22 protein-coding genes are annotated in these 25,755 nt (G+C 68.1%); 13 read left to right on the top strand and 9 right to left on the bottom strand.

Translation table 11 applies throughout. The features are described from left to right. Positions 1-9: 9 nt before the first annotated feature. Genes SNE35_RS00510 through SNE35_RS00495 form a run of 4 tightly spaced genes read right to left on the bottom strand, consistent with a single transcriptional unit; the run spans position 10 to position 4,647 of the window. Positions 10-1,236 carry a M20 family metallopeptidase gene (locus SNE35_RS00510; protein WP_320420770.1) on the bottom strand — a complete coding sequence of 409 codons (1,227 nt, stop codon included), beginning with the start codon at positions 1,234-1,236 and terminating at the stop codon, positions 10-12. Continuing rightward, complete coding sequence (uraD, locus tag SNE35_RS00505; RefSeq protein WP_320420769.1) at positions 1,233-3,005, bottom strand: 2-oxo-4-hydroxy-4-carboxy-5-ureidoimidazoline decarboxylase; 1,773 nt, start codon at positions 3,003-3,005, stop codon at positions 1,233-1,235. The genes SNE35_RS00510 and uraD overlap by 4 nt, the downstream gene beginning before the upstream one ends. Then, positions 3,002-3,958 carry an allantoinase PuuE gene (puuE, locus tag SNE35_RS00500; RefSeq protein ID WP_320420768.1) on the bottom strand — a complete coding sequence of 319 codons (957 nt, stop codon included), beginning with the start codon at positions 3,956-3,958 and terminating at the stop codon, positions 3,002-3,004. The genes uraD and puuE overlap by 4 nt, the downstream gene beginning before the upstream one ends. Continuing rightward, the gene (locus SNE35_RS00495) at positions 3,955-4,647 is read right to left on the bottom strand and encodes a GntR family transcriptional regulator (RefSeq protein ID WP_320420767.1); all 693 of its coding nucleotides are present in this window, start codon (positions 4,645-4,647) and stop codon (positions 3,955-3,957) included. The genes puuE and SNE35_RS00495 overlap by 4 nt, the downstream gene beginning before the upstream one ends. Before the next feature lie 97 nt (positions 4,648-4,744). Between SNE35_RS00495 and uraH the strand changes: the two genes are divergently transcribed. The 5 genes from uraH (at position 4,745) to SNE35_RS00470 (ending at position 9,747) form a co-directional block, all read left to right on the top strand. Next, a complete protein-coding gene (uraH, locus tag SNE35_RS00490; RefSeq protein ID WP_320420766.1) occupies positions 4,745-5,101 on the top strand; it encodes a hydroxyisourate hydrolase in 357 nt (118 codons plus the stop codon). 7 nt (positions 5,102-5,108) lie between these two features. Further along, positions 5,109-5,912 carry a xanthine dehydrogenase accessory protein XdhC gene (gene xdhC, locus SNE35_RS00485; protein WP_320420765.1) on the top strand — a complete coding sequence of 268 codons (804 nt, stop codon included), beginning with the start codon at positions 5,109-5,111 and terminating at the stop codon, positions 5,910-5,912. A gap of 97 nt (positions 5,913-6,009) precedes the next feature. Continuing rightward, a complete protein-coding gene (locus SNE35_RS00480) occupies positions 6,010-7,599 on the top strand; it encodes a methyl-accepting chemotaxis protein (RefSeq protein ID WP_320420764.1) in 1,590 nt (529 codons plus the stop codon). Between the two features lie 137 nt (positions 7,600-7,736). Beyond that, the gene (locus tag SNE35_RS00475; RefSeq protein WP_320420763.1) at positions 7,737-8,951 is read left to right on the top strand and encodes a urate hydroxylase PuuD; all 1,215 of its coding nucleotides are present in this window, start codon (positions 7,737-7,739) and stop codon (positions 8,949-8,951) included. Positions 8,952-9,111: 160 nt separating this feature from the next. Further along, positions 9,112-9,747, top strand: coding sequence for a glutathione S-transferase family protein (locus SNE35_RS00470; RefSeq protein ID WP_320420762.1), 636 nt, complete (start codon positions 9,112-9,114; stop codon positions 9,745-9,747). A gap of 4 nt (positions 9,748-9,751) precedes the next feature. On the opposite strand, the gene SNE35_RS00465 is transcribed toward SNE35_RS00470, so the two are convergent. After that, entirely contained in the window at positions 9,752-10,360 is a 609-nt protein-coding gene (locus SNE35_RS00465) for a peptidoglycan recognition protein family protein (protein WP_320420761.1), read from the bottom strand. Between the two features lie 54 nt (positions 10,361-10,414). Between SNE35_RS00465 and SNE35_RS00460 the strand changes: the two genes are divergently transcribed. Further along, entirely contained in the window at positions 10,415-11,218 is an 804-nt protein-coding gene (locus SNE35_RS00460) for an SDR family NAD(P)-dependent oxidoreductase (protein WP_320420760.1), read from the top strand. Between the two features lie 2 nt (positions 11,219-11,220). Here the strand turns inward: SNE35_RS00460 and SNE35_RS00455 are convergent, their stop codons facing one another. From SNE35_RS00455 to xdhA, 3 genes are read right to left on the bottom strand one after another with little or no spacing between them, the layout of a single operon-like run. Then, positions 11,221-12,657, bottom strand: coding sequence for a cytochrome P450 (locus SNE35_RS00455; RefSeq protein ID WP_320420759.1), 1,437 nt, complete (start codon positions 12,655-12,657; stop codon positions 11,221-11,223). A 23-nt stretch (positions 12,658-12,680) separates the two neighbouring features. Beyond that, a complete protein-coding gene (gene xdhB / locus SNE35_RS00450) occupies positions 12,681-15,002 on the bottom strand; it encodes a xanthine dehydrogenase molybdopterin binding subunit (protein ID WP_320420758.1) in 2,322 nt (773 codons plus the stop codon). A gap of 13 nt (positions 15,003-15,015) precedes the next feature. Further along, positions 15,016-16,518 (bottom strand): xanthine dehydrogenase small subunit, encoded by a 1,503-nt coding sequence (gene xdhA, locus SNE35_RS00445; RefSeq protein WP_320420757.1) that lies wholly within the window; start codon positions 16,516-16,518, stop codon positions 15,016-15,018. A gap of 91 nt (positions 16,519-16,609) precedes the next feature. Here xdhA and SNE35_RS00440 point away from each other — a divergent pair, with 91 nt between their 5' ends. The 7 genes from SNE35_RS00440 to SNE35_RS00410 all read left to right on the top strand — a co-directional run bounded on the left by SNE35_RS00440 (position 16,610) and on the right by SNE35_RS00410 (position 24,657). Further along, positions 16,610-17,590, top strand: a complete 981-nt coding sequence (locus tag SNE35_RS00440; RefSeq protein WP_320420756.1) for a LysR family transcriptional regulator — start codon at positions 16,610-16,612, stop codon at positions 17,588-17,590. After that, positions 17,587-18,903: a guanine deaminase gene (gene guaD, locus SNE35_RS00435; RefSeq protein ID WP_320420755.1), complete on the top strand. Its 1,317-nt coding sequence runs from the start codon at positions 17,587-17,589 to the stop codon at positions 18,901-18,903. Before SNE35_RS00440 ends, guaD begins: the two co-directional genes overlap by 4 nt. 9 nt (positions 18,904-18,912) lie before the next feature. Continuing rightward, positions 18,913-20,442: an ABC transporter ATP-binding protein gene (locus SNE35_RS00430; RefSeq protein WP_320420754.1), complete on the top strand. Its 1,530-nt coding sequence runs from the start codon at positions 18,913-18,915 to the stop codon at positions 20,440-20,442. Then, entirely contained in the window at positions 20,429-21,505 is a 1,077-nt protein-coding gene (locus SNE35_RS00425) for an ABC transporter permease (RefSeq protein WP_320420753.1), read from the top strand. The genes SNE35_RS00430 and SNE35_RS00425 overlap by 14 nt, the downstream gene beginning before the upstream one ends. 2 nt (positions 21,506-21,507) lie before the next feature. Continuing rightward, positions 21,508-22,428 carry an ABC transporter permease gene (locus SNE35_RS00420; RefSeq protein WP_320421587.1) on the top strand — a complete coding sequence of 307 codons (921 nt, stop codon included), beginning with the start codon at positions 21,508-21,510 and terminating at the stop codon, positions 22,426-22,428. A 61-nt stretch (positions 22,429-22,489) separates the two neighbouring features. Then, the gene (locus tag SNE35_RS00415; RefSeq protein WP_320420752.1) at positions 22,490-23,656 is read left to right on the top strand and encodes a BMP family ABC transporter substrate-binding protein; all 1,167 of its coding nucleotides are present in this window, start codon (positions 22,490-22,492) and stop codon (positions 23,654-23,656) included. A gap of 161 nt (positions 23,657-23,817) precedes the next feature. Beyond that, on the top strand, positions 23,818-24,657 hold the full coding sequence (locus SNE35_RS00410; protein ID WP_320421586.1) for an outer envelope protein: 840 nt from the start codon (positions 23,818-23,820) through the stop codon (positions 24,655-24,657). Between the two features lie 22 nt (positions 24,658-24,679). Here SNE35_RS00410 and SNE35_RS00405 read toward each other — a convergent pair whose 3' ends face one another. Then, positions 24,680-25,747: an AraC family transcriptional regulator gene (locus SNE35_RS00405; RefSeq protein ID WP_320420751.1), complete on the bottom strand. Its 1,068-nt coding sequence runs from the start codon at positions 25,745-25,747 to the stop codon at positions 24,680-24,682. Positions 25,748-25,755 lie beyond the last annotated feature (8 nt).

The following is a 25,755-nucleotide window of genomic DNA, read 5'->3' as shown; positions in this document are numbered from 1 at the left end:
GCGTTTCCTTCAGCTCAGCATGTCCAGCAGCATCCGCGCGACGACCTTGGTCGCACGGCGCAGGTCCTCCAGCACCAGGTGCTCGTCCGAGCGCTTGGCATTGCTTTCGAACACCGTGCGCGGGCCGGCGCCGTAGATCGCCGCCGGGATGCCGGCCTCACCGTACAGGCGTACGTCGGTGTACAGCGGCGTGCCGGAGGTGGGGATGGGTTCGCCGAACACCGCCTCGCCGTGCTTCTGCAGCGCTTCGACCAGCGGCTTGTTGTCCGGCGAGGGCTTCAGCGAGCGGGCCAGCAGCATGCGCTTGATCTCGACCGTGATGCCCGGGTAGCTGGCGGCCGCGTCGGCGATCACCTGGCGGATGTCGGTCTCGACGACGGTCGGGTCTTCCTCGGGGATCATCCGGCGGTCCAGCTTCAGCACCACCTTGCCGGGCACGACGTTGGTGTTGGTGCCGCCCTCGATGCGGCCGACGTTCAGGTACGGGTGCTTGATGCCCTCGACCTGGCTCGTCACCTGCTTGTACTTCGTGTTCTGCGCGTACAGCGTGTTCAGGATCGCGACGGCGCCCTGCAGCGCGTCGACGCCGGTGTCGGGAATGGCGGCGTGGGCCATCTTGCCGTGCACGGTGACTTCCATCTGCAGGCAGCCGTTGTGTGCGGTGACGACCTGGTAGCTGAAGCCGGCGGCCAGCAGGAAGTCGGGCCTCGTCAGCTTGTTCTTCAACAGCCAGCCGGGGCCCAGTTCGCCGCCGAATTCCTCGTCGTAGGTGAAGTGCAGCTCGACACCGCCCTGCAGCGGTGCGCCCAGCGATTCGAGCGCGCGCAGCGCGAAGGTGAAGGTGGCGAAGTCGCTCTTGCTGACGGCGGCGGCGCGGCCGTAGAGCTTGCCGTCGACGATCTCGGCGGAGTAGGGCCCGTGGGTCCAGCCCTCTCCGGGCGGCACCACGTCGCCGTGCGCGTTCAGCGCGATCACCGGGCCGCCGTCGCCGTAGCGGCGGCGCACGATCAGGTTGGTGATCGACTCCAGGCCGTAGGCCTTCACCTCGGCAGCGGGCACCGGGTAGGCATCGGCCTTCAGGTCCATGCCGGCCAGCAGTTCCTTCGTGCGCTCGGCATGCGGCGCGTTATTGCCGGGCGGCGTGTCGGTGGGCACCTGCACCAGCGCCTGCAGGTACTTCACTTCCTCGTCGAAGTGGGCATCGATCCAGGCGTCGAGTCGTTCGTAGTTGCTCATTGCAGGTTTTCCAAAAGGTGCTGGAAGGCGCGGACGCACAGCTCCGCGTCGTCGTTGGTGATGGTTTCGAGCGGGTTGTGGCTGATGCCGGAGTTGCCGCCGCGCAGGAACAGCATGGCCTGCGGCAGCATCTCGTGGATCTTCATCGCATCGTGGCCCGCGCCCGAGGGCATGCGGTGGATCGGCAGGCCCTGGGCGGCGACGGCGGCTTCCCAGCGGGCCTGCCACACGGGCGCGCTGGGCGCGGCGTCGGCGGCGACGGTCTGCGTCAGCGTCCAGTGCAGGCCACGGCGTTCGCAGATGGCTTTCAGCTCGGCCTTCACGTCCGCGTCGATCGCGTCGCGGGCTTCGTTGTTCGTCGCCCGCAGGTCGAGGCTGAACTTGCAGCGGCCGGGCACGACGTTGATCGAACCGGCGGGCACCTCCAGCATACCGACGGTGCCGACCACATGCTCGACCGAGGCCGCGCGCTTCTCGACGAACAGGATCAGCTCGGCCACGGCCGCGGCGGCGTCGCGCCGGCGGTCCATCGGCGTGGTGCCGGCATGCGAGGCCTGGCCGATCACCTCGCCGACATAGCGCTTGCTGCCGTTGATCGAGGTGACGATACCCAGCGGCAGGTCAATCTCGTTGAGCACCGGGCCCTGCTCGATGTGGACCTCCACATAGCCGAGGTAGCGGGACGGATCTCGCTTCAGCGGCGCCACCGATTCCAGCGTGGCCGGCTTGTCGGCGGCAAGCATCGCGGAGCGCATCGTCACGCCATCGGCGTCGCACTGCGTGAGCCAAGCGGGATCGAAGTCACCCGTGAGCGCGCCGGAGCCGAGGAAGGTCGCCTTGTAGCGCTGGCCTTCCTCCTCGGCGAAGCCGACCACCTCGAAGCCGAAGGGCAGGCGGCGGCCGGCGCGCTTCAGTTCGCGCACACAGGCCATCGGCGCGAAGATGCCGAGGCGCCCGTCGTACTTGCCGCCGTTGCGCACGGTGTCGAAGTGCGAGCCGGTCAGCAGGCGCTTTCCGTTCGGATCGGTGCCGTGATAGACGCCGACGACGTTGCCGACAGAGTCGATCGTCGCCTCGTCGAAGCCGCAGTCGTGCAGCATCCAGCGGCGCAGTTGCTCGGCGCAGGCCTGGTGAGCTTCGGTCAGGTAGGTGACGGTGAGCTGACCCTTTTCCTTGAAGCCGGGGTCGGAGTGGACGGCCAGTTCCTCGGCCCAGTCCCACACCAGATTGCCCAGCTCCGGGCTGGTGGCGAACTTGTCGTTCAGCCGGATCTCGGCAATGCGGTGGATGTTGCGCAGGCACTCGGCCAGCTCGAAGTCCGGGTGGCCTTCCAACCGCCGCGCGAAGGTGGCGATGATCTCGGCCTTGGGCAGGCCGCGGCCGCGCGGGCCGCGCACGGCGAGGATGAAGGGCCAGCCGAAGCGCGCGTTGTAGTCGGCGTTCAGCTGCTGGATGCGGGCGAACTCCTCGGGCGTGCAATCGGTGAGGCCGGCCTTGGTCTGCTCGTTGGTGGACTCGGCCGTCAGCGTCTTGCTGACCATGGCCTTGCCGGCCAGTTCCGGGTGGGCACGGACCAGGGCCAGCTGTTCCTCGCGCGTCGATTCGCGGACGACCTGGGCCAGCGCGTGCTTCAGCGCGGCGAGGCTCGCGAACGGGCGGCGAGCGGCCGCGCGCTCGGCGATCCAGGGTGAGTGTTCGTAAGTGCCGTCCAGCATGCGGACGAATTCGTCCGGCGCCGCGGCGTTCAGTGTGTCGAGATTCATCGTCATTCCCAGATGAAAGCCTTGGATGCGTCGAACGGATGCGTTTCGCGCCAGTGCCTTGCGATGTCCACGCGCTTGCAGATCCAGACGCGGTCGTGGCTTTCGATGTGGTCGAGAAAGCGCTGCAGCGCGCGCATTCGGCCGGGGCGACCGAGCAGGCGGCAATGCATGCCGATGCTCATCATCTTCGGCGCCTCGTCGCCCTCGGCGTAGAGCACGTCGAAGCTGTCCTTCAGGTACTGGAAGAACGGGTCGCCGTGGCTGAAGCCCTGCGGCAGCGCGAAGCGCATGTCGTTGCAGTCCAGCGTGTAGGGCACGACGAGGTGCGGCGCCAGATTGCCGTCGGTCTTGCGCACGTTGAGCCAGAAGGGCAGATCGTCGCCGTAGTAGTCGCTGTCGTACTCGAAGCCGCCGTAGTCGGCCACCAGGCGCCGCGTGTTGGGGCTGTCGCGGCCGGTGTACCAGCCGAGGGCGCGGTTCAGGGTCAGCTTCTGGATCGCCTCCATGCCGCGCTGCATGTGCTCGCGCTCGGTCTGCTCGTCGGTGTTCTGGTAGTGGATCCAGCGCCAGCCGTGGCAGGCGATCTCGTGGTCCAGCTCGACGAAGGCTTGCGTCAGCTCCGGATGCCGCTCCAGCGCCATGCCGACGCCGAACACCGTCAGCGGCAGCGCGCGCTTCTCGAATTCCTTCAGCAGGCGCCAGACGCCGACGCGCGAGCCGTACTCGTAGATGCCTTCCATGCTCAGGTGCCGCGCCGGAAAGGCCGGCGGGTTGAACATCTCGGACAGGAACTGCTCGCTGCCGGCATCGCCGTGCAGCACGGAGTTCTCGCCGCCTTCTTCGTAGTTGAGGACGAACTGCACGGCGATGCGTGCGTTGCCGGGCCACTGGGCGTGGGGCGGGTTCTCGCCATAGCCGATCAGGTCACGCGGATAACGATTGCTCGTGGGACTGCTCATAAGGACAACACCTTTGCCAGGTCATCGACACGAGGCTTCAGCCTCAGGTTGGATTCGACATTGCCGAGGTGCGAGCCCAGCAATTTGACGGCGGCCTTCGCGTCGCGCGCTTCGAGCGCAGCGACGATGGCCTCGTGCTCGGCGTGCGATTCGGCCGCCGAGTGGGAGCTCTGGTACATCAGCGAGATCAGCGAGCTGCGCGAGAGCAGGTCGGTCAGCAACTGGGCCAGCACGTCGTTGCCCTGCATGCGAGCGAGGATCACGTGGAAATCGGCCAGCAGCCGCGTGCGGCCGGGCACGTCGGTGACCTTCAGCGCCTCGACCTCGTCCTTCAGGTGCTTGCGCAACTGCGCGACCTGGGCCGGCGTGATCGTCTTGGCGAGCTTGGTGATCATGGCGCACTCGAGCATCTGCCGCACCTCGAAGACCTGCTGCGCCTCCTGTACGCTGGGCTCCGCCACGAAGGCACCGCGCGCCGGCGTCAGCGTGACGAGCCGGTCGCGGCTCAGCTGGTTCAGCGCCTGGCGCACCAGTGTGCGCGAGACCTTGAAGATGTCGGCGAGCTTCTGCTCGGCGAGCTTGGTGCCGGGCATCAGGCGTCGCTCGACGATCGCCTGCGTGATCGAGGCGGCGATGCGGTCGGTCGACGAGGCCGGAGCGGCAGCTTTCGTTTTTGCTGTGGCTGACATTGTGTGCTGAAGTGTATACACTTTGCTGAAAACGCAAAGCCCCTTCGGGGGTTTGCGTTTCGCTAAATTTCCAAGCGAATGACGAAAGGGTCCATCGATGGGCAAGCTCACCACCCACGTGCTCGACACCGTGCACGGCTCCCCCGCCGCCGGCATGGCCGTGCGCCTGTTCCGCCTCGACCGTTCGGGTCAGGCCCACGAGATCAAGGCGATCACGCTGAACCACGACGGCCGGGCCGATGGCCCGCTGCTGGAAGGCGCCACGCTGGAGCCGGGCCACTACCGGCTGGTGTTCTCGGTGGCGGCCTACTTCCGCTCGCGCGGCGCGCTGCTGCCCGAGCCGCCGTTCCTGGACGAGGTGCCGCTGGACTTCGGCATCGCCGATACCAGCTCCCACTACCACGTGCCGCTGCTGGCAAGCCCGTGGAGCTATTCCACCTACCGGGGCAGCTGAGCCCGTCATGAAGGCGTGGCGCGAACTCGAGCGTGCGCTGCAAGGCGGGCCGGCTGTGCTCGTCAGCGTCCATGAAGTCCAGGGCAGCGGGCCGCGCGAGGTCGGCGCCTGGATGGCGATCACCTGCGCCGGCGGGCTGATCGGCACGATCGGCGGCGGCCAGCTCGAATTCGATGCGATCGCCCGGGGGCACGAACTGCTGGACCTGGCCGTGCCTTGCGATGAAGTGACGCGTTATGCGCTGGGACCCAGCCTCGGCCAGTGCTGCGGCGGCGTCGTCCACCTGCGCTTCGAATGGCTGGAGGAGGGTGCTGGCGGCATCCGCGAGCGCTTGGCGGGCGCCGAAGCGCGCGTATCGGTCGCCTTGTTCGGCGGCGGCCATGTGGGCCGGGCCATCGTCACGCTGCTGGGGCGGCTGCCGGCCGACGTGTTCTGGGTCGACAGCCGGGAGGAGATCTTTCCGCCGGCGCTGCCGGACAACGTCAGTGCGGAGCACTCCGAACCCGTGCAGTCGGCGGTGCGCGACGTGGCGCCAGGCTCACGCGTGCTGATCATGAGCTTCAGCCATGCCGAAGACCTGGACATCGTCGCCGCCTGCCTGCAGCGCCAGCGCGAGCGTCGCGACCTGCCTTTCATCGGCCTGATCGGCAGCAAGAGCAAGTGGGCCGCGTTCCGTCACCGCCTGGAGGCGCGCGGCTTCACCGAGCAGGAGATCGCGCATATCACCTGCCCGATCGGCCTGCCGGGCATCACCGGCAAGGAACCCGAGGTGATCGCCATCGCCGTGGTGGCGCAATTGCTGGCGAGCTGAGAATCCGCGTGCTTGAAATAAGTCCTTGACTGCTTCCGTTGTCCCTCTAATCTAGGACAACGCCGCGCACCCGACACGGCGATCAGGGAGCAGAAAAATGTCGAACTGGATCCAAAGCGCCCGGATCAAGACCAAGCTCATGCTCGGTTTTGCCGTGCTGGCCGCCGTCGTGGTGGTCGTGTCGAGCCTGTCGCTGCGCTCGCTCGGTCGCTCGAACGATCGGCTGACGGACTACCTGCGTGGCATCGGCGAACGCGAGGCCCTGGCCACGCAGGTCCGCAATGCGGCCAACCAGCGCGCGGTCGCGGCGCGCAACCTGGTGCTGGTGACCGAAGAGGGCGACCGCAGCATCGAAAAAAGCGCCGTGGCGCTGGCCCACCAGCAGATGCAGGACAAGCTGGCCGCGCTGAAGAAGGCGCTCGTCTCGGACGGCCCCGGCGTGACCGAACGCGAGCGCGAGCTGTTCGCCAAGATCGAGAACGTCGAGTCGCGTTACGGGCCGGTGGCGCTGGACATCGTCGCCAAGGCCAGCAACGGCGAGCGCGATGCGGCGATGACCAAGATCGTCAAGGAATGCCGGCCGCTGCTGGTGGAGCTGATGGCTTCGATCGAGCAGCTCGTCGCCCACGACAAGCAGCGCGCCCAGGCCTGGGCCGATGTCGCGACCGCCGACTATTCGCGCGACCTGACGCTGATGTTCGTCTCCTGCACGCTGGCCGTGGCGGCGGCGATTGTGCTGGGCTGGATCCTCAGCCGCGCGGTGACCTTGCCGCTGCAGCGCGCCGTGAAGCTGGCCGAGGCGGTGGCCTCCGGCGACCTCAGCACCGCCATCGAGGTGCGCGGCGGCGACGAGACCGGCCAGTTGCTCGCCGCGCTGAAGCGGATGAACGAGAGCCTGGTCACGATGGTGGACCGCGTGCGCCAGTCGGCCGACGGCATCGCCACCGCCTCGGCCGAGATCGCGACCGGCAACACGGACCTCTCCAGCCGCACCGAGCAGCAGGCCAGCGCGCTGCAGCAGACGGCCGCGTCGATGCAGCAGATGACGCAGACGGTGCAGCAGAACGCCGACTCCTCCCGCCAGGCCAGCCAGCTCGCGACGACCGCGGCCGAGGTGGCCGGGCGCGGCGGCCAGGTCGTGGAGCGGGTGGTCAGCACGATGGGCGAGATCACCGAGTCCAGCCGCCGGATCGCCGACATCATCGGCGTGATCGACGGCATCGCCTTCCAGACCAACATCCTCGCGCTGAACGCAGCGGTGGAAGCGGCCCGGGCGGGCGAGCAGGGCCGTGGCTTCGCGGTGGTGGCCGGCGAGGTTCGCAGCCTCGCGCAGCGCTCGGCCCAGGCGGCGCGCGAGATCAAGGCGCTGATCGGCGCCAGCGTGGAACGCGTGGAGGCCGGCAGCGCGCTGGTCAACGAGGCGGGCAACACGATGAGCGACGTCGTGCGGCAGGTGCGGCGCGTCACCGACCTGGTGGCCGAGATCAATGCCTCGTCCAGCGAGCAGACCAGCGGGATCCAGCAGGTCAACCAGGCGGTCGCCTCGATCGATCAGGGCACGCAGCAAAATGCGGCGCTGGTCGAGCAGAGCGCCGCAGCGGCCGAAAGCCTGAAGCAGCAGGCGGCCCAGCTGCTTGAAGTTGTTTCCGTGTTCAAGACCCACGGAATGTCGACAAGAGCCGCATGATTTTGTATACACTTCGCCTACTTGTCGCAGCGGCGCAGCTGGCGGTAGCCAGGCAAACAGGCAGAAGTTCCATCTGAGCGCGACACGTCCCCGGCTTACAGCGCCCGCAGTGGTGAGCCGGCTTCGGAGTTCTCTGGATGGAAGCGTATTTGCTCGACTGGGCCAACCTGCTGCTGCGCTGGCTGCACGTGATCGTGGGCATCGCCTGGATCGGCGCCTCGTTCTACTTCGTCTGGCTCGACAACCACCTCCACAAGCCCAAGGCCGATGACCTGCTGGCTCGTGGCGTCGACGGCGAGCTGTGGGCCGTGCACGGCGGCGGGTTCTACAACCCGCAGAAGTACATGGTGGCGCCCAAGGGCCTGCCGCAGGATCTGCACTGGTTCTACTGGGAGAGCTACTGGACCTGGATGAGCGGCTTCGCGCTGTTCGTCGTGCTCTACCTGTTCAATGCCGACACCTTCCTGATCGACCGCCATGTGTTCGACTGGTCGCAGCACGGCGGCACGGCCGGCGCCATCGCCGGCTCGCTCGCCTTCCTCGTCGTCGGCTGGCTGGTCTATGACCAGATCTGCCGCCGCTTCGGCCAGGTCAAGGGTGCCGACGGACGCACGGTGATCGGCAACGACGGCCTCGTGCTGGGCCTGCAGGCCGTCTACATCGCCGTGGCGATCTGGGGCCTGTGCCACCTGTTCGCCGGCCGCGCGGCCTTCCTGATCGCCGGCGCGATGATCGCCACGATGATGAGCGCCAACGTGTTCTTCTGGATCATCCCGGGCCAGAAGAAGGTGATCGAGGACATGCGCGCCGGCCGTCCGGTCGACCCGATCTTCGGCCAGCGCGGCAAGCAGCGCAGCGTTCACAACACCTATTTCACGCTGCCGGTGCTGATCGCGATGCTCAGCAACCACTACGGCATGCTCTACAGCCACGCGCACAACTGGGGCGTGCTGATCCTGCTGATGCTGGCCGGCGTGCTGATCCGCAGCTGGTTCGTGCAACGCCACAAGGGCAAGGCCGACATCAAGCTGATCCCCGCCGCGCTGGTGCTGCTCGCCGCGCTGATCGTGTGGCTCGCGCCTGCCAAGGCGCCCGAGGCTCCGGCCGCGGCGCCTGCACCGACGATGGCCCAGGTAGAAGCGATCGTCGCCCAGCGCTGCCAGATGTGCCACAACGCGCAGCTGAACCAGAAGGGCATCATGCTGCACACGCCCGAGCTGATCGAGAAGAACGCTGCGGCGCTGTATCAGCAGGCGGTGGTGCAGAAGACGATGCCGTTGAACAATGCGACGGGCATCACCGACGAGGAGCGGGCGACCTTGGGGCGGTGGTTCCAGAGCCTGGCTAAGTAGAGCTGTTCGTCTGCTGTTGTCTTTCTCCACGGTGCCGGGACTCGCCCGCCGGGGCGAGTCCCGGCACCGTGGCGATACGCAGATCTCTCGATCGCAGATCGAACGGGCAGCCCCATTCATTCGCTAGCATGTCCCTCCCACCAGACACGGAGTGCTAACCATGAAACTCATCGGCATGCTCGACTCGCCATACGTGCGCCGCGTCGCCGTGGCCCTGCAACTGATGGGCGTGCCGTTCAAGCACCAGTCGTTGTCTGTGTTCCGCGGTTACGCGCAGTTCCGCGAGATCAACCCGGTCGTGAAGGCGCCGACGCTGTTGTTCGACGACGGCGAGGTGCTGATGGATTCGATGCTGATCCTGCAGTACGCGGAGAAGCTGGCCGCGCGCAGTCTGCTGCCCGCCGAGCCGGCGGCGCTGCGGCGTGATCTGCGACTGACCGGCCTGGCGCTGGCGGCCTGCGAAAAGGCGGTGCAGATCGTCTACGAGCACAACGTCCGCCCGCCGGAGAAGGTCCACCAGCCCTGGATGGACCGCGTGCACGAACAGCTCCGTGCCGCCTGCGCCGCGCTGGAGAAGGAATTGGCCGAGGCGCCGCTGGCGGTGGGCGCGGATGGCGGCGAATTGACGCAGGCTGGTGTCTGCACCGCCGTCGTGTGGAAGTTCATCCAGGACCTGGTGCCGGACTCGGCACCGGCGGCCGACTATCCGACGATCGCCGCGTTCTCAGAGGTCGCCGAAGCGCTTCCCGCGTTCAAGGCGGCGCCGCACGGCGACGGCACCTATCCGGTTGCCTGACTGATCAGGGCAGAGCCGGCATCGGCTGGCCATCGAGCCTTGCAGTGACGGCCCTGGCGATCCAGCCGTTCTCCAGATAGCGGTACAGGTTCTTGCCGGGGCAGACGGTCTGCTTGCTGTAGTCGCGGTGCGAGGCGATCGCGCCGGCGTCCAGCCCGTGTTTGCGCGCGAGTTGGGCCATCAGCTCGACGGTGGCCTGTAGCTGCGCCGCATTCGGCTCCACCTCCTCGAAATTGCCCAGCACCATCACCAGCACGTGACCGCGCGGGTTGTACTCGGTGTTGGTGTCGCCGGCGATGTTCTCGGGCCGGGCGGCGTAGACCTTGCCCTCGGGATCGATCACGTAGTGATAGGGAATGTCGGCCCAGTGCTTGGTCTCGCGTGACCAGTGCTGGAGCTTGCGCAGGTAGGTCGGCACATCGCTGCCGGGCACCCAGGTCTCGCCCTGGTGGTGCAGCGTGATGTGGGTGATCGTGGTCTGTGGCTCCGCGGGCGCTGCATCGGGCACGGCACCCCAGGTGCTGGCGGGCATCACCTCGATGGCGGATGCGCTCAAATGGGTCGTTAGCAGGCCGGCGGCGATGAGGATGGGGAGTAGCAGGACGGATCGCATGACGGCGAGTCTAATGGTGGCCTCAATGATGAGATGCACGAGGAGATGCAGACGATGACGACGAACCATCCGAGGAAGACGGCCCTGGTCACCGGCGCGGGCACCGGCGTCGGCGCGGCCACGGCGCTGGGCCTGGCACGGCGCGGCTACGACGTGCTGGTCAACTACTCGAAGAGCGAGCGCGAGGCGCGTGAGATCGAGGCCGCCTGCCGCGAGGCCGGGGCGGACGTGCTGGTGGTGCAGGGCAGCGTGGCCGACGACGCCGATTGCCGCCGCCTCGCTGCGGCCGCCGCCGAGCGCTGGGGCGGCCGGCTCGACGCGCTGGTCAACAACGCCGGCATCAGCGTCTTCGCCGGCGACGCCGCCTGGGACGCGCTGGACGTCGAGGCCTTCCAGCGCATCTATGGCGTCAACGTCATCGGCAGCTTCCAGATGGTGCGCGCCTGCCTGCCGCTGCTGCAGGCGGCGGGCGGCGAGGGCTGCATCGTCAACGTGTCCTCGGTCGCCGGATCGCTGGGCATCGGCTCGTCGGTGCCCTACATCGCCTCCAAGGGCGCGATGAACTCGATGACCCTGCACCTGGCGCGCACGCTGGCGCCGACGGTACGCGTCAACGCGGTCTGCCCCGGCATGATCACGACGCGCTGGTTCGTCGACGGCATCGGCCAGCAGGGCTTCGAGAAGATGAAGGCGCAGTACGAAGGCGCGACGCCGCTGGGCCGCGCCTGCACGGCCGAGGACGTGGCCGAGGCCATCGTATGGCTGGTCGACGGCGCACGCACGGTCACCGGCGAGTTGCTGCAGCTGGACGCCGGCATGCACCTGGGTGCGGCGCCGCGGCTGGCGGGAGCACGCTAGCGTCAGCAGGCTTTTGGCCGCATCGCCACCCGGATCCTGAGCCCCACCGGGAACATCGTGAAGGCGGTGCGTTCCTGCGGCGGCGTGCCGTCGGCGGTCGAGACGGAAAGCAACTCGTAGTTGCGGGCGATCGTCGCCAGCACCATCTTCATTTCCAGCATCGCCAGGTAGCGGCCGGGGCAGAGGCGCGGGCCGGCGCCGAAGGGCATCGAGGCCTTGGTGAGTGTGTGGTCGGCCTCGCTGGCTGGCGCGCGCCAGCGTTGCGGGCGGAACTGTGCGGCGTCGTCGGCCACGTCGGTGCTGACGGCGCCGGGGCGGGTCAGCATGATCAGCTTGGCGCCCTTGCCGAGCGCCACTCCGCCGACGCTGACGTCCCGGTTCGCCTCGAACAACGCGAGTGGTGCCACTGGCTTCAGCCGCATTGCCTCGTTGACGCAGTCCTCGATCGCCCCGAAGCCGCGGGCGATGTCGAAGCTGCGCGGCATGTCCTGGTCGGGCGCGAGCGTGGCGTCCACCTGCGCCACCAGACGGTCCCATTCGGCGCGGTGTGCATGCAGCAGGTGCAGCGTCCAGCCCAGCGTGTTGGCCGTCGTGTCCTCGCCGGCGAGCAGCACCGTCAGTACATTGCCCAGCAGTTCCCGGTCGGCCAGGGCGCCGCCGGCTTCGTCGCGAGCGGCCAGCAGCGCTTCCAGCAGGTTGCGCGGTTGCTCGTGCAGTGCCGGGTCTTGTGCCATGCGCTCGCGCGCCGCGGCGATGAAGCGGTGGCCGGCCTCGTGGACCCTGGCTAGGTGGCGATCGAACTCGCGGTCCGAGGGCAGGCGGATGTAGCGCCACCAGGGCACGGGCGCGAAGATGCGCCGCATCAGCATCGGGAACACCTTGTCGAGATGGCCCTGCAAGGCCTGGTCGGGCTCGCGCAGCGTGTTCATCTCGATGCCGAAGGCCAGGCCCGCGGTGACGTCCACCGTGTAGTGCGTCAGCAGCGCCTGCAGGTCGAGCGGCTCGCCGCTGCGTGAGGCCTCGTCGAGACACAGGCGCAACTGCTCGGTCACCCGGACCAGGGTGGGGAAGTAACGCTTCAAATGAGCGGGGTCGAAGGCAGACATCACCAGCTTGCGCTGGCGCCGCCAGTCGCTGCCCTCGGCGGAGAAGACGCCTTCGCCGCCGATCTCGTTGATGACGCGCTGCATGCTCAGCAGCCGGCTCCAGCCGTCCGGCCGATCGCGCAGGATCTCCGCGTTGAGGTCGCTGCGCGCGACGACCAGCGCCGGCTCCGGCCCGAGATGGAAGCGGTACAGCGGCCCGTACTCGCGCACCAGGCCTTCGAGATGCAGGTGCAGGCTGTCCATCGACACGCCCGCGAGATTGCCCAGCAGCGGCACCGGCCGCGGCCCGGGCAGCGAGGCCAGGGTGCGGGCAGCGGGCGCTGTCGTGGGCATGCGGTCGTCCTAGACGCGCCGCCTCAGCAGGTCTCCAGCGCGTTCAGCACCGCTTCGGCCGTGGCCGGCGCCAGCAGCTTCGGATCGCAGCGCTCGCCGCCGGCGGCGGCCACCGCGTCCTTGATCGCCAGCAGCACCGAGAAGGGCAGCAGCAGCGGCGGTTCGCCGACGGCCTTGCTGCGGTGGATGCTGTCGCTGCGGTTGGGCTGGTCGAACAGGCTGACCTTGAAGATCGCCGGGCTGTCGTTGGCCGTGGGGATCTTGTAGGTACTGGGTGCGTGGGTCGTCAGCAAGCCGCTCTGCGGATGCCACTTCAGTTCCTCGGTGGTCATCCAGCCCATGCCCTGGACGAAGGCACCCTCGACCTGGCCGATGTCGATGGCCGGGTTCAAGGACTGGCCCACGTCGTGGATCACGTCGGCGCGCACGCAGCGGCTCTCGCCGGTCAGGGTGTCCACCAGCACCTCGGCCACGGCCGCGCCATAGGCGTAGTAGAAGAAGGGCTTGCCGGTCATCTTGACGCGGTCCCAGCTGAGGCCCGGCGTGGCGTAGAAGCCGTCGCTCCACAACTGCACACGTTCGAGATAGGCCTTGGCGACCAGCTCGGTGAAGGGCATCGCGGCCTCTCCCGAGCGCACGTGATCGCCGCCGAAGCGCACCTCTTCCGCCGTGCCACCGAGCAGCTTGGCGGCCAGCGCGGCCAGGCGCAGCTTGACCTTGCGCGCGGCATCCTGCGCGGCCTTGCCGTTCAGGTCGGCGCCGGTGGAGGCGGCGGTGGCCGAGGTGTTGGCGATCTTCTGCGTGTCCGTGGCGGTAGCGCGCACGTGCTTGAGGCTCACGCCCAGCTCATGGGCGACGACCTGGGCGATCTTCGTGTTGATGCCCTGGCCCATCTCGGTGCCGCCGTGGTTCACGAGGATGGAACCGTCGGTGTAGACGTGCACCAGCGCGCCGGCCTGGTTCAGGTGAACCACGTTGAAGCTGATGCCGAACTTCACCGGCGTCAGCGCCAGGCCCTTCTTCAGCACCGGACTCTGCGCGTTGAACGCGGTGATCTCTGCGCGGCGCTCGGCGTAGCCGCACTGCTCGGCCAGGCGGTCGGTCAGCGGCTTGATGATGTTGTCCTCGACCTTCTGGCCGTAGGGCGTGACGTCCTTGCCGTCGCTGTAGAAATTGCGCTGGCGCACCAGCAGCGGGTCGAGCCCCAGCTTGCGCGCCACCGAGTCGATGATCATCTCGATGGCCAGCGCGCCCTGTGGGCCGCCGAAGCCGCGGAAGGCGGTGTTGCTCTGCGTGTTGGTGCGCGCGCAGTAGCCGTGCATCGCCACGTGCGGCAGCCAGTAGGCGTTGTCGAAGTGGCACAGCGCGCGGGCCATCACCGGCGCGGAGAGGTCGGCCGAGTGGCCGCAGTTGGAGATCAGCTCGATCTCGGCGGCGAGGATGTGGCCGGCGTCGTCGTAGCCGACCTGCCAGCGGTAGTCGAAGCCATGGCGACGGCCTGTGATCATGAAGTCGTCGTCGCGGTCCAGGCGCAGCTTGACCGGCCGGCGCAGCCGGGTCGCGGCCAGCGCGGCCACGCAGGCGAACAGCGCCGACTGCGATTCCTTGCCGCCGAAGCCACCGCCCATGCGCCGGCAGACGACCTGCACCTGGTTCGAATGCCAGTCCATCGCATGGGCGATCAGCTGCTGCATTTCGCTCGGGTGCTGGGTCGAGCAGTGCACCAGCAGCGCATTGCCTTCCTGCGGCAGCGCGTAGCTGATCTGGCCTTCCAGGTAGAACTGCTCCTGGCCGTTGACGGACCATTCGCCGTCGAGCTTGTGCGGCGCCTTGGCCATCTCGGCTGCGGGCTCGCCGCGCGTCATGTGCATCGCCGGCAGCACGTACTGGCCGGCGGCGTGGCCTTCCTTCGCCGTCAGGATCGCGGGCAGCGCCTCGTACTTGATCGCCTGCTTGGCCATGTGCGCGGCGCGGCGGGCCAGTTCACGGTCGGTGGCGATGACGGCGAAGACCGGCTGGCCGAGGTAGCTCAGGGTTTCGCCGGCGAGGATCGGGTCGTCGTGCAGCAGCGGGCCGCAGTTGTTCTCGCCGGGGAAATCGGCGGCGGTGTAGACGGCGACGACGCCGGGCTGCTTCTTCAGCAGCTCCAGGTCGATCGACAGCAGCTTGCCGTGCGCGACGGGCGACAGGCCCAGCGCCGCGTGCAGCGTGTTCGCAGCTTCCGCGATGTCGTCGATGTAGGTGGCTTCGCCGCTGACGTGCAGGGCGGCGGATTCGTGCGTCTTGTTGACGCCCACTTGGGGTAGCGCCTCGGCGCTAACCTGGAATTCGAGCGGCTTGTTCATGGCGGCTCCTCGCTTAGACGAAAGAAACGGCTTGCCAGACGCTGAGATCGCGGCTGGGAACGGGATCGGACTCGCGGGTTTCGAGCCACAGCCGGCGGAACAGATTCTGCGCCACCTTCATCCGGTAGGCGGCGCTCGCCCGCATGTCCGACAGGGGCTTGAAGTCCTGCGCCAGCGCGGTGGCGGCGGCCTGGGCGGTGGCCTCGGTCCAGGGCTGGCCGACGACGGCGGCCTCGGCCGCGGCGGCGCGCTTGACGATGGCCGCCATGCCGCCGAAGGCGAAGCGCGCCTCGGCGACCGCGCCGTTCTCCAGCCGCAGGGTCAGCGCGGCGCAGACGGCGGAGATGTCGCTGTCATAGCGCTTGCTGATCTTGTAGGCGCGGAACTGCCAGCCGGCGGCGGGGATCGGCACGCTCAGCGCCTCGACGAACTCGCCCGGCTGCATCGCGTTCTTCATGTAGTCGAGGTAGAAGTCCTGCAGCTTCATGCGGCGCTGCTGGGCGCCCTTGCGCAGGATGATGTCGGCGCCCAGCGCGATCAGCGCGGGCGGGCCGTCGCCGATCGGCGAGCCGTTGGCGATATTGCCGCCCAGCGTGCCGGCCTGGCGCACCGGCGGCGAGGCGAAGCGCAGCCACAGCTCGCGCAGGGCGGGGACCTCGGCGGCCAGCGCGCCCCAGGCGTCCTCCAGCGTGACGGCGGCGCCGATCCAGAGTGCGTCCGCCTCGCGGCGGATCTCGCGCATCTCGGCCACCTGGCCGGTGTAGATCAGCTCGCCGAGGTCGCGGAACATCTTGTTGACCCACAAGCCCACGTCGGTGGAGCCGGCCAGCAGTCGCGCCTGCGGCTTGGCCTCGCGCAGAGCGGCCAGTTGCTCGACGGTGCGCGGTGCGTGGAACTCGTCGACGCGGCCGCCGAAGGCCGGGCTCGCCGCGGCATAACGCAGCGCTTCATCGGACTGCAAGGTCTTCAGTGCTGCTGCGATCGGCGCGCGGTCGATGCGCTGCTCGGGCGCCTCGAACATCTGCTGGCCGGCGTCCAGGATCGGCCGGTAGCCGGTACAGCGGCACAGGTTGCCGGCGAGGTCGTCGGCCAGCTGCTGGCGCGTCGGCCGTGTGCCCGCCTCGCAGTGGCGTTCGTAGCAGGCCTGCATGCTCGTGATGAAGCCCGGGGTGCAGAAGCCGCACTGTGAGCCGTGGCAGTCCACCATCGCCTGCTGCACCGGATTCAGCGCGTCGGCGTGGCCCAGGTCTTCGACGGTCAGCAGCGCGCGGCCGTCCAGGGTCGGCAGGAACTGTGTACAGGCATTCACGTTGCGCAGCTGGACCTGGCCTGCCTCGTCCAGTTCTCCGACCAGCACCGTGCAGGCGCCGCAGTCGCCTTCGGCGCAGCCTTCCTTGGTGCCGGCGCAATGGGCGTGCTGGCGCAGGTATTGCAAGACGGTGGTCGTCGTCGGCAGGTTCTGCACTTCCTGGATTTCGCCGCGGTGGAAGAAGCGCAGGGGGCGTTGTTCGTTCATCAAAAGTCCGTCTCGGTGTTTACCCATAAGGTACTGCGTTCATGCCTGGAAGATATACGATCAAGCTCATGATGTGTATACAGAATGACGTATGAGCCTGAGAACGGATTTCGACAAGATCGAGCTACAACTTGTACGGGTCTTGCACACCGTGATTACCGAGCACAGCGTTTCCCGGGCCGCCCTGCGGCTGCACAGCACCCAGCCGGCGGTCAGCGCGCAGCTGAAGCGGCTGCGCGCGCTGACCGGCGATCCGCTGCTGGTACGCAGCGGCGCGGGCATGACGCCCACGGCCGCCGCGCTGGAGCTGCTCGAGCCGGCTGCCAGGCTTCTGCAAGACGCGGACCTGCTGTTCGGCAAGCGCCGCCGCAAGACGGCCTTCGACCCCGCTACCGCCGAGATGCAGCTGCGCATTGCCGCCAGCGACTATCTCGACCCGCACTTCCTGCCCGACCTGGTAATTCACCTGAACACCTTGGCACCCGGCATCCATCTTGACCTGCAGCCGCTGAACGCCCACTTCGACTATCGCCGGGGCCTGGCGCGCGGCGAGCTGGACCTGGTGATCGGCAACTGGCTGCAGCCGCCCTCCGAGCTGCACTTGGGCCGACTGCTCAGCGACGAGGTCGTCTGCCTGATGAGCCGCGACCACCCGATGGCGCGCGCCGCCGCCACGCGCGGCGGCTTCACGGTGGACAAGTACCTCGGCTGCCGGCATCTGGCGCCGATGCCGCTCTCGCCGGGCATGCCCGGCGTGATCGACCAGCACCTCGCCACCTTGGGGCTCACGCGCGCCATCGCGGTGCGGAGTGCCCATTTTGGGCAGCTGCCCCAGATGGTGGCGCGCAGCCACCTGGTGCTGACCACCGGCCGGCTGTTCTGCTCGCGCTATGTGGACGAGCTGCCGGTGACCATCGTCAAGTGCCCGGTGGCCTTCCCGCGCATGAGCTACTACCAGCTCTGGCATGAGCAGAGCCACGCGGCGCCGGCGATGCGCTGGCTGCGCGAGCAGGTGCGCGAGATCGCCTCCCGATTGAATACCCCCAAACCCGAGAACAAGGAAAGTCAATGACCGTGAGTCCGACGCCGCAGGGCCTGGCCCTGCGCGGCGATCTGCTGGATTTCGGCGCGCAGCCCGGCTGGGCCGCCCTGGAAGACCCTGCCGTGCGCTACCGCCCCGACCACTGGCTGCTGATCGGCCCCGACGGTCGCATCGCCGGCGTGCAGAAGGAGGAGCCCGGCCCCGAGTACCGCCGCGAGGACCATGCGGGCAAGCTGATCCTGCCGGGCTTCATCGACACCCACGTCCACTGCCCGCAGCTCGACGTGATCGGCTCCTATGGCACCGAGCTGCTGGACTGGCTCAACAAATACACATTCCCGGCCGAGTGCCGCTATGCCGACCCGGCCGTCGCGCGGGCCGGTGCCGGCCACTTCCTCGATGCGCTGTTGGCGCACGGCACGACGACGGCGGTGGTGTTCCCGACCGTCCACAAGGTCTCGGCCGAGGCGCTGTTCGAGGCCGCCCGCCAGCGCGGCATGCGGCTCATTGCCGGCAAGGTGCTGATGGACCGCCATGCGCCGGACGGCTTGCGCGACGACGTGGCCCAGGCTGAGCGCGACTGCATCGACCTGATCGACCGCTGGCATGGCGTCGATCGTCTCAGTTATGCCGTCACCGTCCGCTTCGCCCCGACCAGCACGCCGGCGCAGCTCGCGATGGCCGGCGCCCTGTGTAAGGCCGACGCCTCGCTCTACATGCAGACCCACGTGGCCGAGAACCGCAGCGAGGTCGAATGGGTGGCCCAGCTGTTCCCGACGGCGCGCAGCTACCTGGACGTCTACGCCCGCGAGGGCCTGCTGCACCCGCGCGCGGTGCTGGCCCACGGCATCTGGCTCGATGCGCAGGACCGCCGCACGCTGACGAACACCGGCGCGCAGGTGGCGTTCTGCCCCTCGTCCAATCTGTTCCTCGGCAGCGGCCTGTTCGACTGGCCCGCCGCCCGCGGTGCGGGCTTTGCGGTCAGCGTGGCCAGCGACGTCGGCGGCGGCACCTCGCTGTCGATCCAGCGCAACCTGCTGGACGGCTACAAGGTCCAGGCGATGGGCGGCCACCGCCTGAGCGCCTGGGCGGCCCTGCATGCGGCCACGCGCGGCGCGGCCGAGGCCTTGCAGCTGGGCGACGAGATAGGCTCCTTCGACACCGGTCTGCTGGCCGACGTCTGCGTCTGGGACTGGGCCCGCGGCCCGGTGGCGCAGGCCCGCCATGCGGTGGCCCGGGAATTGCACGAAAAGGTGTTCGCCTGGATGAGCCTTTCAGACGAACGCAACCTGGTCCGCAGCTTCGTGGCGGGCCGCTCGGCAGCCCTTCCCACCGTTGGATAATCCCGCGCCATGACCACGCCCCCACTCCGCCTGGAAGCCACCGGCATCAGCAAGCAATACGCCAGCGTCAAAGCCAACACCGGTGTCGGCCTGCGGGTGAAGCCGGGCGAGATCCATGCGGTGCTGGGGGAGAACGGCGCCGGCAAGTCCACGCTGATGAAGATCATCTACGGCGCGGTGCAGCCCGACGAGGGTGAGTTGCGCTGGAATGGCCAGCCGGTCGTCATCAAGAGCCCGGCCCAGGCCCGCGCTTTAGGCATCAGCATGGTCTACCAGCACTTCTCGCTGTTCGACACGCTGACCGCGGCGGAGAACGTCTGGCTGGGGCTGGAGAAGACGCTGAGCCTGGCGCAAGTCACCACCCAGATACGTGAGGTGGCGGCCAGCTACGGGCTGGAGGTGGACCCCGATCGGCCGGTGCACACGCTGTCGGTCGGCGAGCGTCAGCGGGTGGAGATCGTCCGCGCGCTGCTGTGCAAGCCGCAGCTGCTGATCCTCGACGAACCCACCTCGGTGCTGACGCCGCAGGCCGCGCTGAAGCTGTTCGAGACCTTGCGCACGCTCAGCAGCCAGGGCTGCTCGATCCTCTACATCAGCCACAAGCTCGACGAGATCCGCGCGCTGTGCACGCATTGCACGGTGCTGCGCGGCGGCAAGGTCACCGGCGAGGTGGATCCGCGCACGCAGACCAGCGCGCAGCTCTCGGCGCTGATGATCGGCGCCGAGCCTCCACAGTTGAAGCACGAGCCGCGCAAGGCCGGCGCGGTGGCACTGGAACTCAAGCGCCTGAGCCTGGCGAAGTCCTCACCCTTCGGCACGACCCTGGTGGACGTGGACCTGCAGGTGCGCGCCGGCGAGATCGTCGGCGTGGCCGGTGTGTCCGGCAACGGCCAGCAGGAGCTGATGGCGGCGCTGTCCGGCGAAGACCCGCGCGGCACGCCGGGCACGGTGGCGCTGTTCGGCAAGGACATCGCGCGGGCGAGTGCGAGACGAAGAAGACGGATGGGGCTCAACTTCGTGCCGGAGGAACGCCTGGGCCGCGGCGCGGTGCCGACGCTGTCGCTGGCGCAGAACACGCTACTGACCCGCACCGAGACGGTGACGGGCGCCGGCTGGATCCGCGTCGGCCGGGTCCAGGCGCTGGCCGAGGACCTGATCGCGCGCTACAAGGTCAAGGCCAGCGGCCCCGATGCAGCGGCGCGCAGCCTGTCGGGCGGCAATCTGCAGAAGTTCATCGTCGGCCGCGAGATCGATGCGAAGCCGAAGCTGCTGATCATCTCGCAGCCCACCTGGGGCGTGGACGTGGGGGCCGCGGCGCAGATCCGCGGCGAGCTGTTGAAGCTGCGCGATGCCGGTTGTGCGGTGCTGGTCGTCAGCGAGGAACTGGACGAGCTGTTCGAGATCTCGGACCGCCTCGTCGTGATGGCCAAGGGGCGGCTCTCGCCGCCGGTGCCGATCGCCGATGCCACGCGTACGCAGATCGGTGAATGGATGAGCGGCCTGTGGACCGGTGAAGGAGCGCATCTTGTTGCGGCTTGAGACTCGCCCCCAACCGTCCAAGTGGATGTCGCTCGCCTCGCCGCTGCTGGCGCTGGCGGTGACCGTGCTGCTGGGCATCGTTCTCTTCGTGCTGCTGGGCAAGGACCCGGCGCGCGGCCTGCAGATGTTCTTCTGGGAGCCGATCAAGACCGGCCGCGCCTGGGCCGAGCTGAGCATCAAGGCCACGCCGCTGGTGCTGATCGCGCTGGGCCTGGCCCTGTGCTTCCGCTCCAACGTCTGGAACATCGGCGCCGAAGGGCAGTTCATCATCGGCGCGATGGCCGGCGGCTGGGTCGCGATGCAGGCCGGGCCCGACACCAGCGGGCTGATCGTGCTGTGGATCCTCTTGGCTGGCATCGTCGGCGGCATGGCCTGGGCCGGCATCGTGGCCTTCCTGCGCTCGCGCTTCAACGCCAACGAGATCCTGGTCAGCCTGATGCTCGTCTACGTGGCCAACCTGCTGCTGACCTATGCGGTGTTCGGCCCCTGGAAGGATCCGAACGGCTACAACTTCCCGCAGTCGATCAGCTTCCTGGCCGTCACCAAGATCCCGCGCCTGGTCACCGGCATGCGGATGAACATCGGCGTGCTGATCGCCATCGCCGCGGTGCTGGGCTTCTGGGTGCTGCTGTTCCGTACCTACGCGGGCTTCGCGCTGCAGGTCGGCGGCCTGGCGCCGGCAGCGGCGCGCTACGCGGGCTTCTCGTCGACGCGGGCGCTGTGGACGGCGCTGCTGCTGTCCGGCGGCATGGCGGGCCTGGCCGGCGCGCTGGAGGTGGCCGGGCCGCTGGGGCAGCTCACGCCCTACGTGCCGGCCGGCTACGGCTTCGCGGCCATCATCGTCGCCTTCGTCGGGCGCCTGCATCCGGTGGGCATCGTGTTCTCGGGCATCCTGATGAGCATGTTCTACATCGGCGGCGAGCTGGCGCAGTCGCGCCTGGGCCTGCCCAAGTCCATCACCGGCGTGTTCCAGGGCCTGCTGCTGTTCACCTTGCTGGCCTCGGACACCTTGATCAACTACCGCATTCGCTGGGGTCACGCGCGGAAGGCGGTGGCGGCATGAACATGGATTCGATTGCGCTGCTGATCGCAGCATCGATGAACGCCGGCACCTTGCTGGCGCTGGCCGCGCTGGGCCTGCTGATCAACGAGCGCGCCGGCATCGTCAACCTCGGCGCCGAGGGCATGATGCTGGTCGCCGCGATCGCCGGCTTCGCCACCGCCGTGCACACCGGCAACGACTGGCTGGCCTTCGCCGCCGGCATGGCCGCCGGTGCGCTGCTGGCGCTGGCCTTCGGGCTGCTGGTGATCTGGCTCAACACCAACCAGTACGCGGCCGGCCTCGCGCTGAGCCTGTTCGGCACCGGCTTCTCGGCCTTCGTGGGCCTGCGCTACACGCAGGAGAAGCTCGGCCCGCGGCCCAGCTTCGAGATCCCGGGCCTGGCGGACATTCCCTTCGTCGGCCCGGCATTGTTCAAGCAGCATCCGCTGGTCTACGGCGGCATCCTGCTGATGCTGTTCCTGACCTGGTTCCTGTACCGCTCGCGTGCGGGCCTGGTGCTGCGCGCGGTGGGCGAATCGCCGGAGTCGGCGCATGCGCTGGGTTATCCGGTGCGCAAGATCCGCCTGGCGGCGGTGGTCACCGGTGGCGCGCTGTGCGGCTTGGCGGGGTCTTACATGTCGGTGATCTACACGCCGCTGTGGGTGGAGGGCATGGTGGCCGGCAAGGGCTGGATTGCGCTGGCATTGACGACCTTCGCCACCTGGCGTCCGGCACGGGTGTTGCTAGGTGCATACCTGTTCGGTTTCGTCACGATGCTGCAGTTCCATCTGCAGGGGCAGGGCGTCGAAGTGGCGAGCCAGTTCCTCAGCATGCTGCCCTACCTGGCGACGATCGTCGTGCTGGTGCTGATCTCGAGCAACGCCAATTTCATCCGCGCCAACATGCCCGCATCGCTCGGCAAACCGTTTTTCCCGGGCTCCTGATCTGACCATCGCGAGCCCACTTTCACCACTAGCACTGCCCATCCTCACATACGGAGATGTCATGACCATGAAGACACGGGACTTTTTGAAACTGGCGGCAGTCAGCGCGGCTGCGCTGGCGCTGGCTGCCTGCGGCAAGAAGGAGGAAGCGGCACCCCCGGTGGCCGAGGCGCCGTCGGCACCGGCCTCGGCTGCAGCGCCGGCCAAGCCCGAGCCGCTGAAGATCGCCTTCGCCTACGTCGGCCCGGTCGGCGATGGCGGCTGGACCTTCGCGCACGACAACGCCCGCAAGGCGCTCGAGAAGGAATACGGCGACAAAATCCAGACCAGCTTCGTCGAGAAGGTGCCCGAGGGTGCCGACGCCGAGCGTGTGTTCCGCGACATGGCCGCCCAGGGCAACAAGCTGATCTTCGGCACCACCTTCGGCTACATGGAGCCGATGCTCAAGGTCGCCGCCGACACGCCGGATGTGAAGTTCGAGCATGCCACCGGCTACAAGCAGGCCGACAACATGCGCACCTACGACTCGCGCACCTATGAGGGCGCGTACCTCGCCGGCATCGTCGCCGGCAAGGTGAGCAAGACCGGCACGCTGGGCGTCGTCGGCTCGGTGCCCATCCCTGAAGTGCTGCGCAACATCAACAGCTTCACGCTGGGCGCGCAGTCGATGAACCCGAAGATCAAGGTCAAGGTCGTCTGGGTCAACGAGTGGTTCGATCCGCCGAAGGAAACCGAAGCCGCGCAATCGCTGATCAACGGCGGCGCCGACGTGCTGATGCAGAACACCGACTCCTCGGCCGTGCTGCAGACCGCCGAGAAGAACGGCAAGTACGCCTTCGGCTGGGACTCCGACATGACCGCCTACGGTCCCAAGGCCCACCTGGCCTCGGCCACGATCAACTGGGCGCCGTACTACATCCACGCGGTCAAGGAAGCGCTCGACGGCACATGGAAAGCCGGCGCCGGCGCGCACTCGTGGTGGGGCGTCAAGGAAGGCGCGATCGACCTGGTCTCGATCTCCGAGGTCGTGCCGCAGGAAGCCAAGGACGCGGTCGAGAAGGCCAAGGCCGGCCTGAAGGACGGCTCCTTCGCGATCTGGAAGGGCCCGATCGTCGACCAGACCGGCAAGGTCCTGGTGAAGAAGGATGAGGTCGCGGACGACAAGTTCCTGTCCGGCATCAACTTCTACATCAAGGGCGTGGAAGGCAAGGTGCCGTCCGGCAAGTAAGGACGCCGCCACCCGGCCGCCGCCGTCCCGCGCGGCGGCCCGCGAGAAGTAGACAGCAGTACCCAAGGGACAAGCGCACCCGCCGCCTGTCGCGGCGGAGCCATGCCCGCGCGACTTCGGCACCACCGGATTTTTCAAACCTCAAAGGGGAACACGTGATGATGAAGAAACTCGCCATCTCCATGATCTGCACCGCGGCCGCCCTGTGCGCCGCCACCGCGGCCCACGCCGCCGACTGGAGCGACACCTCGATCGGCTACCGCTACGGCACCAAGTTCGCCGAGCCGTACGAAGGCAACGACATCAAGAAGAACATCCTCAGCCTGACGCACGTCAGCGGCTTCAAGTACGGCACGAACTTCTTCACGCTGGACATGTTGATGTCCGACAAGAACGACCCGTCCGGCGTCGACGCGAAGAGCGGCGCGCAGGAGGTCTACATCGTGTACCGCAACACGCTGGACTTCGAGAAGATGAGCGGCACCTCGTTCAAGTCCACCGGCATCCGCGGCTACGGCCTGACCTGGGGCTTCGACTACAACACGAAGAGCGACGCCGGCTACAACTCGAAGAAGCGCATGCTGGTGCTGGGCCCCACGGTCAACTTCGACGTGCCCGGCTTCCTGAATGCCAGCCTGCTGCTGCTGCGCGAGAGCAATGCGCCGTGCAATGACTACACCAGCACCTGCGTCTCGCGCTACACGTACAAGACGCATCCGATGCTGGCGCTGGCCTGGGGCATTCCGCTGGGCGCCGGCTTCTCGTTCGAGGGCTTCGCCAACTTCATCGCCAGCAAGGGCAAGGATGAGTTCGGCGGCAACACCAAGGCCGAGACCGACATCGACATGCAGGTGATGTACGACATCACCGGCAAGAACACCTTCAAGGTCGGCGTCGAGTACCAGTACTGGAAGAACAAGTTCGGCAACGACGCTGGCGGCGCCGCCGGTCCCGGCGCCACGGCGAAGACCCCGATGGTCCGCGCCGAGTACCACTTCTGATTTTCGGATCCGTACCTCTGTCCTAACGCGAAATCTTGACGGCCCCCGCGGAGCGATCCAGGGGGCCTTTTTTGCGCCTGCCGCCCGGCTGGCCGAGCACTTGCGGTGCCCGCTCCTCCCGCCATTGGATGGGTGTGCGTCCCTCCCAGCGCCGGAACGCGCGCTGGAACGAATTGGCTTCCTCGAAGCCCAGGAAGAACGCGATCTCGCCGGGCGTGAAGCTCGTCTCCGCCAGCAGCCGTCGTGCCGTCTCCAGGCGCACGCCGTCCAGCACGGCCTGGTAGCTGGTGCCCGCATCGCCGAGACGCCGCTGCAGCGAGCGGGTGCTCATATTGAGCTGGCGCGCCAGCGTCTCGATGCTCGGACGGTCGCCGCGCATCAGCCGCGTCAGCGCGGCGCGCGCCTGCTTCTCGATCGCGATCTCGCCCAGTGCCTCGACCTGGGCGTCCAGCGCCGGCACCAGCACGGCGAGGAGGTCTTCGTTGTGCGAGACGAAGGGGACCTCAAGCGCAGCGGCGTCGTACACGAGGGCATCTCCCGCGCAGCCGGTGCGCACCTCGCATCCGAAGTGCGCGGCGTAGGGCGCAACGCTCGGCGGCGTGCGCATCAGTTCCAGCCTGCGCGGCGTGATCGTGTGGCCCGCGCCTCGCCGAGCGATGGCGTGCGCGGAGGCAAAGGCCGCATCGCTGATCGCGTGCGGCGTGATCTCGTCGGCGAGGATCCAGTGGAAGCTCAGGCGCGCCAGCGGCCCTTCGCGCTCGACGCGGATCTCTTCCGGGCAGCACAGGCGCTTGTACCGGGCCAGGCGGGCCAGCGCATCGCCGAAGGTGGCGGAGTGCAGGGCAGCAATCGCTGCTGCTTCGAGCTGGGCGGGGCCCGTCTCGCTGCCGATCCGCAGGCCGATCAGCGGATCCCCGGACAGCTCCAGGATCGCGTGCCAGACCGCGAAGAACTGCGGCGTATCGAGGCTGCCGCGTTGCGTGACGGCCGGTGAAAGCCCCGCACGCGCCAAGACCTTGCGGGAGTCGAGCCCCAGCGCCGTGAACCGCGCCGAGGTCGAGGCAAGCATCGGGATACGGGTCGCGCTCATGCCCGCAC

It is taken from the genome of Roseateles agri, assembly GCF_034043675.1.
GTDB lineage: Bacteria > Pseudomonadota > Gammaproteobacteria > Burkholderiales > Burkholderiaceae_C > KK5.
Note: the sequence above shows the minus strand (reverse complement) of the source record. Positions and strands in the feature narration are given on the sequence as shown.